The sequence below is a fragment of the Anaerococcus tetradius genome, from assembly GCF_947087635.1.
Taxonomy (GTDB): Bacteria; Bacillota; Clostridia; order Tissierellales; family Peptoniphilaceae; genus Anaerococcus; species Anaerococcus tetradius.
This window is the reverse complement of the sequence record NZ_CAMUDP010000010.1, coordinates 37583-51518: the sequence shown is the minus strand read 5'-3', so window position 1 is coordinate 51518 and position 13936 is coordinate 37583. Positions and strand designations below refer to the sequence as shown.

At 34.6% G+C, this 13936-nt stretch carries 12 protein-coding genes; 3 read left to right on the top strand and 9 right to left on the bottom strand.

Going from position 1 to position 13936, the window contains the following annotated elements; translation table 11 throughout:
- Positions 1 to 83 precede the first annotated feature (83 nt).
- Complete coding sequence (locus P6936_RS04660; RefSeq protein WP_004836342.1) at positions 84 to 347, bottom strand: GlsB/YeaQ/YmgE family stress response membrane protein; 264 nt, start codon at positions 345 to 347, stop codon at positions 84 to 86.
- A 174-nt stretch (positions 348 to 521) separates the two neighbouring features.
- Between P6936_RS04660 and P6936_RS04655 the strand changes: the two genes are divergently transcribed.
- From P6936_RS04655 to P6936_RS04645, 3 genes are read left to right on the top strand one after another with little or no spacing between them, the layout of a single operon-like run.
- Positions 522 to 1235, top strand: coding sequence for a response regulator transcription factor (locus P6936_RS04655; protein WP_004836343.1), 714 nt, complete (start codon positions 522 to 524; stop codon positions 1233 to 1235).
- On the top strand, positions 1216 to 2541 hold the full coding sequence (locus P6936_RS04650; protein WP_004836345.1) for a sensor histidine kinase: 1326 nt from the start codon (positions 1216 to 1218) through the stop codon (positions 2539 to 2541). The genes P6936_RS04655 and P6936_RS04650 overlap by 20 nt, the downstream gene beginning before the upstream one ends.
- Positions 2542 to 2553: 12 nt before the next feature.
- Positions 2554 to 3912, top strand: coding sequence for a S41 family peptidase (locus P6936_RS04645; RefSeq protein ID WP_004836347.1), 1359 nt, complete (start codon positions 2554 to 2556; stop codon positions 3910 to 3912).
- A gap of 47 nt (positions 3913 to 3959) precedes the next feature.
- Here P6936_RS04645 and P6936_RS04640 read toward each other — a convergent pair whose 3' ends face one another.
- The 8 genes from P6936_RS04640 to P6936_RS04605 all read right to left on the bottom strand — a co-directional run bounded on the left by P6936_RS04640 (position 3960) and on the right by P6936_RS04605 (position 13737).
- A complete protein-coding gene (locus P6936_RS04640; protein ID WP_004836348.1) occupies positions 3960 to 5027 on the bottom strand; it encodes a TIGR04086 family membrane protein in 1068 nt (355 codons plus the stop codon).
- A 306-nt stretch (positions 5028 to 5333) separates the two neighbouring features.
- Positions 5334 to 6059, bottom strand: a complete 726-nt coding sequence (locus P6936_RS04635) for a hypothetical protein (RefSeq protein WP_276880980.1) — start codon at positions 6057 to 6059, stop codon at positions 5334 to 5336.
- A 3-nt stretch (positions 6060 to 6062) separates the two neighbouring features.
- Positions 6063 to 8165 carry a DEAD/DEAH box helicase gene (locus P6936_RS04630; RefSeq protein ID WP_276880979.1) on the bottom strand — a complete coding sequence of 701 codons (2103 nt, stop codon included), beginning with the start codon at positions 8163 to 8165 and terminating at the stop codon, positions 6063 to 6065.
- The gene (locus P6936_RS04625; RefSeq protein ID WP_276880978.1) at positions 8165 to 9490 is read right to left on the bottom strand and encodes a BREX system ATP-binding domain-containing protein; all 1326 of its coding nucleotides are present in this window, start codon (positions 9488 to 9490) and stop codon (positions 8165 to 8167) included. The genes P6936_RS04630 and P6936_RS04625 overlap by 1 nt, the downstream gene beginning before the upstream one ends.
- Complete coding sequence (locus P6936_RS04620; protein WP_276880977.1) at positions 9471 to 10892, bottom strand: tellurite resistance TerB C-terminal domain-containing protein; 1422 nt, start codon at positions 10890 to 10892, stop codon at positions 9471 to 9473. Before P6936_RS04620 ends, P6936_RS04625 begins: the two co-directional genes overlap by 20 nt.
- A gap of 134 nt (positions 10893 to 11026) precedes the next feature.
- On the bottom strand, positions 11027 to 12328 hold the full coding sequence (locus P6936_RS04615) for a pyrimidine-nucleoside phosphorylase (RefSeq protein WP_276880976.1): 1302 nt from the start codon (positions 12326 to 12328) through the stop codon (positions 11027 to 11029).
- 13 nt (positions 12329 to 12341) lie between these two features.
- On the bottom strand, positions 12342 to 13202 hold the full coding sequence (locus P6936_RS04610) for a fructosamine kinase family protein (protein ID WP_276880975.1): 861 nt from the start codon (positions 13200 to 13202) through the stop codon (positions 12342 to 12344).
- A gap of 82 nt (positions 13203 to 13284) precedes the next feature.
- Positions 13285 to 13737 (bottom strand): MarR family winged helix-turn-helix transcriptional regulator, encoded by a 453-nt coding sequence (locus tag P6936_RS04605; RefSeq protein WP_276880974.1) that lies wholly within the window; start codon positions 13735 to 13737, stop codon positions 13285 to 13287.
- Positions 13738 to 13936 lie beyond the last annotated feature (199 nt).

Sequence of the window (13936 nt, the reverse complement as noted above, 5' to 3'; positions counted from 1 at the left end):
AATCAATAAAGACTAGACTAATCATAATTGATTAATACTAGCTTTATTGATCATATAACATATACTCGTGAGTTAATAAACTACTATTTATTTTTACCTGTTATTTTATCTACTACAAATAAGAGGATTACTGCACCTATTACTGCATAAACTATTTGCATGATTAGACCAGGGTTTGCTGCATTAAATAGAGTTCTAAATAACCAGTTACCAACTCCACCACCTATTACACCGACAATGATGTTAGCGATACTACCCATTTGAGCATCTCTTCCCATAATTTTACTTGCAATCCATCCTGCTATAGCTCCTATGATAATTGAAGCTATTATTCCATAATTTCCCATAAATTCTCCTTTTAATCTACTTTAGTTACTTATTATTCATTAAGTCAAGCTTTATCACTCGCTTACATTATATTTATATCCATTTTTTTATGTTTTAAACATTTTTCTTTATAGCTGGTACAATGTTATAAGAATCTGTTGATGTGATATAATAGTAGATGAGAGGTAAAACTTATGAATGAAATTAAAATATTAATAGTAGAAGATGAAAAAACAATCTCTGATATAGTTAAGAATTATCTCATTAAAGATAATTATGTAGTTTTTCAAGCCTATGACGGGAAAGAAGCCCTAGAAATTTTTGATAAGGAAGAAATCGACCTAGTTATTCTTGATCTCATGCTTCCAAAGCTATCAGGTGAAGAAGTCCTAAAGAATATTAGAAATAAGTCCAAGGTCCCTGTAATAATTACTTCTGCCAAGGTAGAAGAGTTTGATAGGATAAATGGTCTAAGGCTTGGAGCTGATGATTATGTAACTAAGCCTTTTTCTAACAAGGAGCTTGTAGAAAGAGTTAAGGCTGTTCTTCGTAGGATTGAAAAATACAATATACCAAGGGCTGATATTATAAAGACTAACGATGGTAGGCTCCTAATGGATCTTAAATACAATATTTTCCTAAAAGATGGAGAGGAAGTCTCTCTTACCAAAAATGAGTTTTCAATTATTAGGACCTTATTTTCTAATCCCAACAAAATTTTTACTAGGGATGAGATTATTGAACTTACCTTTGGTCTTGATTATGATGCTTATGATAGGGCTATAGATACCCATATCAAAAATATCAGACAAAAAATCGAAGACAACCCTAAAAAACCACAATATATAAAGACAATTTATGGTATGGGCTACAAATCCGGTGGTGTAGATGACATCATTAAGGAATAAGTTAATTAAAAACTTTATTGCAGGCGTTCTTTCTTGCATCCTAATCTATTCTATCCTAATTACCCTTTTGGTAACTTTTAGATATTCTGATATGTTAAAAATAATAGATGACAAGAAGCCAAATCTTATAAGTGAATGGTTTATCAGGCTTAACAACGATGAAAATATTTCATCAAATATGATGTGGGACTATCTGGAAGATTTAAGCAAGCAACAAAATGTAAATATAAAATATTTTGACCAAAATGGCAATTTGGTTAAGTATATAAAGGCGATAGATAAGGATAGTGGCGAGAATATCAAAAGTAAGACCTACAAGGTCTTTAATGCAGAGAAAAAACAAGAAGCTGGAAAAATTGCAGTCGAATATTCTGTTGACTATACCACCTTCAACCGTCTCCAAGATGATTTTAGACATGCAGTGATTTATGCCATATCCTCTTCCCTACTGATAGGATTTTTGATTGCCATAATTCTTTCTACCAATATTTCCAAGCCCATAGTTAATATTAATAACTTTACTTTGAAAATAAAGGAGGGAATTTATGGCAGTATTGACAATGAGGATAGCGATATAATAGAAATTTCAGACCTGCAAAATAATATAAACTTTCTTTCCAAGTCACTTAAAAGACAGGAGGAGATTAGAATGCGCTATGCTCAAGATATTTCCCATGAGCTTAGGACTCCCCTAACCAATTTAAAGCTCTACATAGAGGCTATAGATGATGGAGTGATGGAATTTGATCAAAGTGTTGCTAAGAGCTTAAACGGTGAGATTAATAGGCTTCAGGTCTTGATAGATGGCCTTAAAGATTCCTTCAATGAAAGTGTTGAGATGGGCAAGTTAAACCTTGAAGAGGTAAATATTTCCAGCATGCTTGAAGAAATTTCAAATGGCTTTATGGCCAATTTCTTAAATAAAAATATAAAACTTGATAAAAATTTAAAAGCCGATGTTTATATGATAACTGATAAAACTAAGCTAATGCAGGTAATCCAAAATATCCTTACTAATGCCATCAAGGCTATAGACAGGGATGGAAATATTTCTATTAAGCTAGCTGATACTAACAAGAATGTGACTATAGAAATTACTGATGATGGTATCGGTATTGATGAAGACAAGTTGGATATGATATTTGAAAGATTCTATAGGATTGACGATTCTAGAAATACAAAGACCAACGGTCTGGGTCTGGGGCTTGCTATTACTAAGAATTTCGTGGAAGCCTTAAATGGCAAAATCATTGTTAAGAGTAAGTTGAATGAAGGAACGAGTTTTTCCCTTATCTTTAAAAAATAAGGGCGGTGAAATATGAGAATAAATAACAGAAAAAGAAAGACTTCCAAAAAGAAAAGTGAAATAAGGATAGTTAAGAGAAGGGATACTAGGAAAAAACCCTTGATGAGAAAGGCTAGACTTCGTAGAAAAAGAATCTATCAAAGAAGAAGGAGGATTCTTGCCATACTTGCTATATTAATTATAGCTATCCCCATAACTTTATTAACGAAAAAGCTTAATTCTTATTCGAAGATGGGCTATCCAAAATTTAGAGATGAAGTCCTCGAAGGACTAGGAAATAATGTTCTGGTAGCAGATAGCAAGGGTAGAAGCCTAACAAGTGCAGAAAAACTTTCGGATTTTGACAAACTTGTTGAAAGCATTTCTAGATCCTATCCTATAACTAAGGAAAATAAGGCTAATTTCGATAAGTTTGTCAAAGGCAAGGATGAGTTAAGAAAAAGAGTCAAAAATTCAAAAACTGATCAAGAGTATTTTGACATTCTTAACGAGAGCGTATCCCTCTTAGAAGATAGCTCAAGCTTCATTCTAGATAAGGATAGCTACTCCAATCTCTTTAGTGCTTATAGAAACAAGAAAGATTCTAAGAAGGCAGAAATTCTCGGAGATGATCAGGCTGTGGACAGGTATAAGAGGATGATTAATAAGGAAAATGTCCAAAAAGATATAACTATTAATCATGCTGGTCCAAATCTTTTGATTGTCAAAATTCCTAGATTTAATAGAAATAAATTAGATGATGACTTAGACCTTATAGCTAAGGACCTAAACAAGGGAAATGTCGAAGCCATAGCCTTTGACCTATCAGATAATAACTCTATTGATAATTACTATGTTAATGACTTTGTAAGTTATTTCATCGACAAAGATTATGAAGAAAAGGACCTTTATTTTTATAGGTCAGCTCTTTTTGAAGAAAGCCTAGATGATATTAAGGCTAGCGAAAACAGTTCATATACTACAGCTAAGGTTAAAAACCTAGCTAGCAAATTTAATGGCGAAAGCAAAAAATTCAATACTAATGATTATCTATATTATGATGAGATAGATTTGAAAATTAAGAAGAAGGATGATTTTAGAAAAAGAAAAATCTACGTATTAACTAACGAGAATACTGCAAATCAAGCAATAAGAATGGCAGCTATCCTAAAAGATAATGGTGGCTATACCATCAAAAACGCCCTAGATGCAAAACAAAATCCCAAAGACAGGATTGACTATATGCCTCCTAATTTAATCTTGCTAGATCATTCAGGACTAATCCTATCCCTAAGGTCTAATGTAAATTTAGGTGATGATAAATTTATAACTTATGATCAAAGAATCAATTCCGAAAATCCAGATAAGGCCCTAGTAGATATAATCAAATAAATTAAGCCTGTAAGTTTTACCATAACTTACAGGCTTTTTCTATATTATTATCTGAGAATTTCTTTAGACTTATTCTCTCCGTATTTTCCAGCGAAAGCTGAAACTACTAGGGCAACAATAAGACCTAGAAAGATTAGGATTGAACCAAGGGATGCTTTCTTTGAAGCACTTTCTGCTCCTTGTTTTGCATCATCTACTTTTTCGCTTGCTTTGCTTGAAAATTTTTGTATCTCTGCGTTAGCCTTATCAATTGATTCTTCTGCTTTCTTGGAAGCATCTTGTAGGCCCTTGTAGATATTTTCTGAAACTTCACTAGCTTCTTGTTCTGTAAGACTAGAGTTTAGTGCAAGAGCCCTATCTATAGCATCCTTATCTGCTGAATTAGATATCTTTTTAGCTTTTTCTTTGAGGGATTCTGTCAAATCTTTGATTATAGCATCCTTATTTTCTGGATTTATAGCTATGTCTTTGACAGCCTTGGTAATTTCATCTCTTGATTCTTGTAGTTGACCTTCAAGATAATCTGGTTGAAGTTCAGCAACTTCTGTATCTTTTAGGTATTTTTCAAGATTATCTTTTAATTCTTTTGTATCTACATCAGAAATTGCTCCTCCGGCTTTTTCAAGTCCTTCACTAAGGGCATCTCCTGTAATATCAGCTACTGAGCTTGTGATATTAGCAGTCGCACTTCCTATCCCTCCTAAGACTTTACCAAGAACATTACCAGATAAGCCTAAAGCAAGGGCAAGGGTATTAAAAGTTAATGTTACTAGAAGTAAAACTGTAAGTGCCCAGCTAATTGCCCCATGAAGCATTCCGGTTGATCTTGCAGCATAACCTGCTATGAAAGCTCCTGCACAAAAGGATAGTAAAAGTATTACTATAGTTAAAATTCCTGTACCGATTCCTATTCCTGCCATAGGGTTAGCCTTTGTTGGTGCAAATAAACCAAAGCCCAAGGCTGCCGTTAGTAAGCTTAAAACTGTAAATAGAGCTAAGGCTGTTACTGTTCCAGCAAAGATAGATGCCCAAGACAAATTCTTTCCTGCTTGAATAGGACTTGTTTCTTTCCTATAAACAGGCCTTTGTGGTCTTCTATTATTTTCTTCTGTCATATTTCCTCCTTATAATAACAAATGATATTCATTTATATTCGTTTTGCTCGAATATAAATGAATATTTATCAATGTCTCTTTATATCTTATACCCCGAAAATGCAAATTTAATCATTTATTCTTAAATAGCTCCTGCTCTCTTAGAATTTCAGAGACCATATCCCTGCCCTTTTGCATCTTTTTTATGTTTTTTATATCGAGGATTATGACATCCTTTTTTATAAGATCTTCCTTGCTTTTTTCTGTTAGATATGAGGAATTGATAATAAGGACTGGTCTTATCCTAGAATCAATGCCATTAATTTTTTATATCATTTCTTTTATGAAACTTTCACTTAGATTTTTTTCGAAGTCATAGTTTTTTATTTCAATAGCAAAACGCCTATCCTTCTTTTTTGCGTACAAGTCAAATCTGTGGGACTTTTGATATTCTTCCTGGAAGGCTTCCACCTTATAGCCACATCTTCTAAAGGCCCTTGCTATAAATTCATCATTAGTAAAGTCCATGATGATTTTTTTGAGGGCCGTAAGAAGATTGGTCGGATTAATTTTAAAGACTCCCCTATATTCGATATCTTCGCCATATCTTTTGATATCAAAACCTATTACAAGCTTGTTGATTACATTAAAGTTACCATGGGCAATGGCATTTCTTACATGCCTTAATAGGGCCATAGTTTTTGTTTCATTATCATCAGCGAGAGTCATAACTAATTTTTGCTCATCAATGCTAACCCTACCCACAAAATGTTTGGCGAGCTTTTTGTGGATTACATCTGTAATAAGTATATCTTCGTCAGTCATATCCATAGACATCATTATTGCCTTAAAAATATAATCATCATATTCAGGATTTAGGAGAAGCTCATTTGTTGCTGATTGTTCGGATGAAATGTTTGGAACATACCAAAGTAACATCTTTATTGCTTCGTCCAAATCCTTGTTAAGCTTAAGGGGAATTGTGGTATGTTTTATTGAAAAATCATATTTTTCCTTGCTTTTATCTATTGCAAACTTTTTACTTATTTCCATATACTACTCCTTAGAAACTCCTCCCAAAAGATAATCTTCTAGGCCCTCTAGGTCTAATAGGTTATCTACTATATAATTTATTTTAAGCTCTTTTGGTACGAGGATCATGTACTTATTTGCCCTAAGCAAATTTTCCACAAGCTCCTCCTTAGTCATAAGATATTCTTTTATAGGTATGGATTTTATCTTTTTACTTCTCAGGATATAAAAATTTTTTCTAAGGCCAGCTCCCCTTATGCTAGAATCTTTTTCATTTACAGTAAAATTGTTTAGCTTACTCAAAGAATTGAGGCAAAGACATATGCTCCTGTTGATTTTGCTAGACCTAAAAGTCCTAAGGAAATCCCCATCTTCATCAGATGAGATGTAAAAACCGTCTTCGTTTTTTCCAACATATAATTTATCCAAAAGTTCGTCAATCTTTTTGCTATAGGAATATTTTGTCCTATCTTTGAGTATTTCCTCCATCCTTATTCTGACTATATCCTTTATATCTTCGATAGAGTTTGATGAGAAGTTATTAGCCTTTCCTTCTTCTGCTTTTTCTACATGGATTTTCTTTGTAGCCTTTTGGATTTTGTCAATTTGCCAAACTTGGCCTCCTAGAAATATTCTATCTCCTACTTTTATAATATTCGATGGGCAAATGCTTCCGATTTTTGACCTATCATTATAAACTGCATAGGAGTCGGTTAAGACGAATTGATTGTAGAAAGAGCCCATCTTCATAAGGCTTTCTGTCTTGATACCTGTTATATACTCACCTTCCAGCCTTTCTATGTAGGCTTCTTCTTCCATGTAAGATTTAATAGCCATAAATTCCTCATCATCTATGTCCTTAAAGACAGGAAGGCTTTTGTTTAGCTTATTAAATTCATCTAAGGCAAGACCGTTATTTTCAAGGAGGACTGAAAGAATCTGGTGGGCGAAAAGATCATAGGCTTTCCTAGAAGCTCTTAGCTTATCAAGCCTTCCTTCTTTGAAAAGGCTAATTATAGAAAGGGCTTGGACTAGATCCCAAGGGCTTGTCGCTATCTGATGGAGGATTGACTTGTGAGTCTTTCGTCCAGACCTACCAAGTCTTTGGGCAAGGGAAAGGGAGCTAAAGCATGATCCATATTGTAGGATAGAATAAACTGAGCCTATGTCGATACCAAGCTCTAGGGTTGAAGTTGCGCATATTATAAACTTCTCCCTGTCTGAGTTCTTGGCAAAGTCTTCGATTTCTTTCCTGCGGATTTTACTTACTGATGAATGATGGGCAAAGATGGAATAATCTAACGAATCTTCCTTGGCCTTGTTTTTTAATTTAACAGCCATCTCTTCTACCTTTTCCCTAGAGTTTGGAAAAACAAGCATAGAGCCTTCTTTGGCAAAATTTAAGATTTGCTCCAAAGTTTTATCCCCTATTTCATCTTCTTCGATATAAGAAAGGCTTGTAAGTAATTCATTTCTTGACTTGTCGATTAGGATTTGAGTTTTTCTCTTATTATTAAAAAACCCCCTCGCCAAATCATAATTCTCATCGCCGACACTTGCTGATAGGCCGATAAATCTCGGATCTTTTTGGCAGTAAGGAAGGATTCTTCCCAAAAGGCTCCTAAGCTCTCCTCCTCTATTTCCCGTAAGGAAAGAATGAATTTCGTCAACTATTATAAAGTCAAGTCCAGAAAAAAGTCTCCTCGCTTCTTTGCTTTTATTTACAAAAATCGCCTCCAAGGATTCTGGGGTTATCAAGGCTATGCCGGAAGGATTTTCCATTAGCATATCCTTCCTAGTCTTACTTGACTCACCATGCCAACTAGTTACATTTATGGATAAGTCCTCGCACATCTTTTCTATCCTCTTAAATTGATCGTTGATTAGGGCAATTAGGGGTGAAATGTACAAAATCCTTAGACCTGTATTAAAATCATTAGCCAAGGATATGGCTGGCAAAAAGGCGGCTTCAGTTTTCCCCTGGGCAGTTGGCGCTATTAGAATCAAATTATCTTCTGATGAAAAACATTGTTTTATAGAAGCTTCTTGAATCTTACTTAGGCTAGGCCAAGCATTCTTATAAACATACTCCCTCATGGGCCTAGCTAATAGCATGTAGGCGTCCATTACAAGATTAAGATGTCCTCGTCATCATCGTGATTAAGTGGATCTTTTTCTACTGGATTTAAGATACCAGAAAATTTCTTCATAAGGATATCGTCAATTTCTAAATCCTTATTTTGTCTTTTGATATCTAATATTTCCAAGAAATCTTTGACAACAGCCCTAGGTGTTAGAAACTCCCTAGCTCCAGGTCTGTTAAGTTGTCCTTCCATATAAGTAATAATCTGTTCTTTTGTCATAATAAGGGAGTCCTTGTAGTTTATATTGTAAATATTTAAAATATTTTCGAGGAGGGTAAAAATCTCCTCTTCACTCAGTGGCTTTAATATTAGAGCAGTCCTACTGGTGTTTACAAGACTTAAATCTCCCTCAGTACCGAGCCTACCACCAAGGGCTCCATAGGAGCTCATCCCCCTATTTTTGTCAAAAACTGTCGCCCTTGTAGCTGCAAAATTTACAAAAAGACCCCTAGCCTTATCGCTTTTACATTCGTTATAAATATTTAGGACTCTCTCATAATTTCTCTCACGAGTTACAGCTTGGGCAAGCTTATATAGGTTAACCGCTTCATCAAAATTAATAACAAAACCAGAATATCCAATTTCAAGAAAAAGTTCAGCCAAATTCTTTAGGGCTTCGAAATAATTATCATCATTTATAATTTCACCTATGCCAAGCTCTCTTTTGGCTTCAGTTTTAGTTGAAATATCTCCCCTAATCCATCGGATAGCCTTCATCTTTAGGAGCCTATCTTCGTTGATTAAACCCTCATAATATTTGACTATGGCAGAACCTAGACCATAAGATAGACCCACAGTCCTAAATTTTCCTAGGCAATCGAGAATTTCATTTCTAACTTCCTTTTGATAAGACCCCTTGAGCAAATCTTCCATCTGCCAAGAATTTTTTTCGCTAAGTTTGGCAAAAATTCCCATAAGCCACTCTTCAATTATTTCTTCAATTACATTTCCACTTCTCTGTGTTTTTGTCTTTAGATTATCTATTATCTGTCTATAAAGGGCTTGGGCCTTCTTGTCGGTCGCATAAAATCTTCTTTGGGGAGCAAGGTCTATGCTAGATGCTACAAAATTTTTGGAAAGGGCTAGTTGCTCGATTGTAGCAAGCATGAAAGATTTGCCAGAACCGAAGTCCCCTACCCAAAATCTAATATCGCTTGCCCCTTGACTAACCTTATCCAAAATCCCTATAATCTCTTCAACTTCCTTGTTTCTACCTACCAAGAGGTGTTCTATGCCAAAGTTAGGTACAACACCTCCTTCCAAAGATTTTATTATTACATCTGCCTGCTTAGGATTTATATTTGCCATCAACTATCTCCTTTACCATTTCTTCATAAAAGGGATCTATCCTTATATATCCATCTTCATTAATCAAAGTCTGATCTCCTGTATAATCGTAGACTTGGTCATTCATATCCTTTAGGAAAGAATTAAGCATCTTGGAATTACTAAGAGCTATTGATTTTACCTCAGCTTCTGGGATTTCTCCCCTAGCTAGTAAATCCTTTAAGAATTTATGGGTGCAATCTTTTAGACCCTTATCACCTTCTTCTTTGGCATTTTCATCTAGCCTATAAGCTTGTTTATCGACTATTTCTTCTGAGGATAAAGCTTTCTCATCTTCTTCTAAGACAAGTTCATCTCCAATAAAGTCTGTTACTATATTTACTGTTTTATTTAATTCTTTCCTAGATATCTTTAGTTTTTTGTCGTCTATGTCGATTCTTTTTAACTTTTTCTTATCAAGGTCTAAAATTTTATTAATAGTTTCTAGGGATATGTCTTCTTTTGAAATAATTTCTAGGAAGCTATCATAATTTTCTTCCAAAATTATTTTAAATAACCTACTCTGAGTAGCCATAGTTGGATTAAAATATTTGTATAGATAATAAAAGCCTATGACAAGGCTTGGCTTAAAGCTTTCCTTACTAAGGCCGTTAGCTAGTTCTTTAAGCATGGCTTCATCTTTTATCTTAGCCATAAAATCAATTTGTTTAGCTACATCACAAGTCTTTATATATCTCAGCCAATCCTTGACTTTTTTAGGATTTTCCCAAAGGTAGTTTTCATAAAGCTTGCTTTTAAGGTCTGGGTCCAAATTTTTGTAAAAGACTTCTAGCCTTTTTATGAAAAATTCTAATAAGTCTACTACTTGGTTAGAAATCAAAACTTCTTCTGCTCGACTGCTATCAATATCAGCAAAAACCCAGAAGTCCTTCCTTAGCCTTTGTTCACTTATAACTAAGAGGCTATCCAATATATTCTTAGAAAGGGTGTAGGGACTTGTATATTTAATGATTTTTGTGGTATCAATGTCTTCTTGGTCAAAAGATTCTTTAAGTACACTAAGGTAGGATTTAATTAGAATATTTCTTGCTAGGTCGTTTGCCCACAAGTTATTATTTCTCTTAGTCACTTGAAGGATTAGCTTAATTTCTTTGTCAGTGAAATTCAAAGACTTTATTAAGTCCTTATAGTCTTCAAAAAATCCTAAATTTAGCTGCTTGTCCCCTGATTTTTTTCTACTCCACGCATCTAGGCCTTCCTTGTTTTTGCTTATTTTTTTACCATCTAATGATATATTTATATGGGTCTTAATTTTATCATTATTAACTTTCCTCTTAAAGGACTTCTTATGATTTTTGTTATTAATATTAGAAAAATCTTCCAGTAAGCCGTCGATCAAGGAAAATATATCGTCAATTTTCATAAGCCCTCCCCTAAAGTCTTCTTCCTTTCATTATACTGCTTATGAAATTTTTGAGAATAAAAAATATGCAAATAAGCTCAACCTTCTTGGCACTTTCGTCTTAGTCAAGTTTATTTGCATTATAAAACTATTTTCTATGAGATAATTTCCTCTATAATTGGTCTTTTCTCAATTTTTTTGTCAGCATAGCTAAAGCAAGCGTAGAAATCGTTAAGCCAGTCATCTTCTAGTGGATAATCATGGTGGACTAGGCAAAGGGTCTCGCCTTTTTTAACAAAATCTCCCCTTTTCTTTTTGAGGTCCAAGCCTACTGCATAATTTATTTCATCTTCTTTTTTCTTTCTACCTGCTCCTAATTTCATAGCACAAAGGCCTAGGCCTAAAGCATGGATATCAGCTAGGTAGCCTTCTCCCTTTGACTTTATTTCGCTTACATATTTTGCCTTAGGAAGTAGGTCTGGATTTTCAATTTGATTGACATTTCCCTTTTGGTAAGCTACCATTTCTTTTAATTTCTCAAAGGCTCTGCCAGAATTTATGGCCTCTTCTAGGAGGCTTCTTGCTTCATCTTTTGTCTTTGCGACTTTCGCCTGAACTAAGATAATTTCTCCTGCCCCCATACAAAGTTCCTTAAAGTCTTCTGCACCATGACCCCTAACAGTTTCTATTGCCTCTCTTACTTCGAGGGCATTGCCGATGGTATTTCCTAGAGGTTGGTTCATATCTGTGATAATGGCCATGGTGTTTCTACCAAGGGCCTTGCCTATTTTTATCATAGTTTCAGCAAGCTTTCTAGCATCTGATACTGTCGACATGAAGGCTCCCTCGCCATATTTTACATCAAGAAGAATTGTATCTGAGCCTGAGGCGAGCTTTTTGGACATTATTGATGAAGCTATTAGAGGAATAGAATCAACTGTTGCTGTTACATCTCTTAGGGCATAGAGCTTCTTATCGGCAGGAACGAGATGGCCAGATTGACCAACTAGGGCAAGACCTATCTCTTTTACTTGTTTTATAAAATCTTCTTGGCTAATATCTGTCCTAAAGCCTTGGATTGATTCTAGCTTATCAATAGTTCCTCCCGTATGACCCAGAGCCCTGCCGCTCATCTTGGCAATTTTTACTCCGCAAGCAGCAACCATTGGACTTAGGGCAAGGGTCGTCTTATCACCTACTCCTCCAGTAGAATGTTTATCTGCCTTTATTCCTTCGATAGAAGATAAGTCCAAAACATCACCCGACTTCATCATGGCATGGGCAAGCTTGGTCGTTTCCCTATCATTCATACCATTAAGGGCTATAGCCATTAGGAGGGCTGATGTTTGGTAGTCCTTTATCGAACCATCAACTACACCATCAATCCAAAATTGAATTTCTTCATCACTCAATTCCTTTTTATCTTTTTTCTTTTCAATAATATCGACAATTCTCATAATAGCTCCTCAATTACTTAGCATTAGCAAAAATCTTATCCATTGATAGGTCAAACTCTGGCCTATAAATATTGCCAAACTTATCAAGATGGATCATGAACATATATAATCTATAAAACTCCAGCCTTAGACTCAAATCCTTATCTTTTGGCAAATCCTCCATGTATGTTTTGTAGAAATCATCATTAAAACCAGAAAATACAGTGGATATGCCTAAATCAAACTCCCTATCCCCATAAAGTGGAGATGGATCGAAAAGATAGGCCTCGCCATGACTATCAAACATGAAATTACCTGGCCACAAATCTCCATGGACTAGGACTGGCTTACTTTCGTGCTCATACAAATACTTATTTATTATCTTTCTAAGTTTTTCATACTTAGACAAATCATCTTTGGTAAAAATTTTTTTGTCAGAAAGACTTCTACTTAATTTATCTAATCTCTCTTCCAGGAAAACTTCCTTCCAAGTGTTCCTAAAATCGTTGGAAAAGCTAATAGCAGAGCCCTTATAAGCATATTCAAAACCAAACTTGTTTTTGGGGCTTTCGATAGCATGAATCTTTAAAACTTCTCTAGCAAGCTTACTTTGATCAGCTGGCCTTCCTTCTTCTAGGAAAGTTAAAAGCAAGTAGGCTCCTTCACTGATTAAACCAAAATCTATAAGTCTTGGAGCATTGACCCCGTACTTTTCAAAAAGCTTTAGGCCCTCAATTTCACCCTGAAAGAAATTTATATCTCCATCCTTTTTTACAAGGAGAAAATATGGACCTTGGTCTGTATAAACTTTGTAGGCATCATTCACATCTCCTCCCCTCATGCTTCTTATATCATAAATTCCATCAAGGGGAAGTTCATTTACTATACTTAACAAATAATCACCTCTTATTACCATTTTACCCAAAAAAAATTATAAGGCTGATTTTTGCCAATAAAAAAAAAGCCAACCGCCTAGGCTAGATTGACTTTAACATTCTTTCTTCCCATTCTAAGGTAGATTTTACCATGGATTTGAGGACCTTTTTAAAGACATCGATGTCTTCTTCTTTTAAATCTTTGACTGCGTTACTTATAAAATCATCTGCAACTACGATAAGCTCATCAAGCTTCTCATATCCTTTTTTTGAAAGAGAAATTGTCTTTTTTCTCATATCTTCGTCATCAAGTTTTCTGTCTATGAGACCATCTCTTTGCATCCTATCAAGAAGACCTGTCATGGTTGACTCTCTGATATTCATCTTTTCTGCCAACTCTTTTTGTCCAATTGCCTTAGCAAGGTTTATGTAATACATTGCTACACATTGGCTTCTTGTAACCCCATATTTTAAGACGACATTATTGAAAGAATCATTTAATGCCTTAGAAGCTTTCGTTGTTGAAAATGCTATATGCATTTCATAATCTATCATATCGCTCTCCTCACCAGATATTTTATATCTCTACAATTTGAGTAATAACTACTCAGAAATTATATTATATCAGCATTGTTTTGCAAAGTAAATCATACTTACCTTACGAAGTTTAAATTTGCTGACTAAAAATACTCTTCTTGCAATAATTGTAACATAACTAATATTTATTTCAAGTATTGGTTAAATTTATTTGATA

Excerpts from the sequence above, each read along its gene's own strand:
- P6936_RS04660 (WP_004836342.1), bottom strand. The coding sequence starts at position 347 with ATGGGAAATTATGGAATAATAGCTTCAATTATCATAGGAGCTATAGCA.
- P6936_RS04655 (WP_004836343.1), top strand. The coding sequence starts at position 522 with ATGAATGAAATTAAAATATTAATAGTAGAAGATGAAAAAACAATCTCT.
- P6936_RS04650 (WP_004836345.1), top strand. The coding sequence starts at position 1,216 with ATGACATCATTAAGGAATAAGTTAATTAAAAACTTTATTGCAGGCGTT.
- P6936_RS04645 (WP_004836347.1), top strand. The coding sequence starts at position 2,554 with ATGAGAATAAATAACAGAAAAAGAAAGACTTCCAAAAAGAAAAGTGAA.
- P6936_RS04640 (WP_004836348.1), bottom strand. The coding sequence starts at position 5,027 with ATGACAGAAGAAAATAATAGAAGACCACAAAGGCCTGTTTATAGGAAA.
- P6936_RS04635 (WP_276880980.1), bottom strand. The coding sequence starts at position 6,059 with ATGGAAATAAGTAAAAAGTTTGCAATAGATAAAAGCAAGGAAAAATAT.
- P6936_RS04630 (WP_276880979.1), bottom strand. The coding sequence starts at position 8,165 with ATGGACGCCTACATGCTATTAGCTAGGCCCATGAGGGAGTATGTTTAT.
- P6936_RS04625 (WP_276880978.1), bottom strand. The coding sequence starts at position 9,490 with ATGGCAAATATAAATCCTAAGCAGGCAGATGTAATAATAAAATCTTTG.
- P6936_RS04620 (WP_276880977.1), bottom strand. The coding sequence starts at position 10,892 with ATGAAAATTGACGATATATTTTCCTTGATCGACGGCTTACTGGAAGAT.
- P6936_RS04615 (WP_276880976.1), bottom strand. The coding sequence starts at position 12,328 with ATGAGAATTGTCGATATTATTGAAAAGAAAAAAGATAAAAAGGAATTG.
- P6936_RS04605 (WP_276880974.1), bottom strand. The coding sequence starts at position 13,737 with ATGATAGATTATGAAATGCATATAGCATTTTCAACAACGAAAGCTTCT.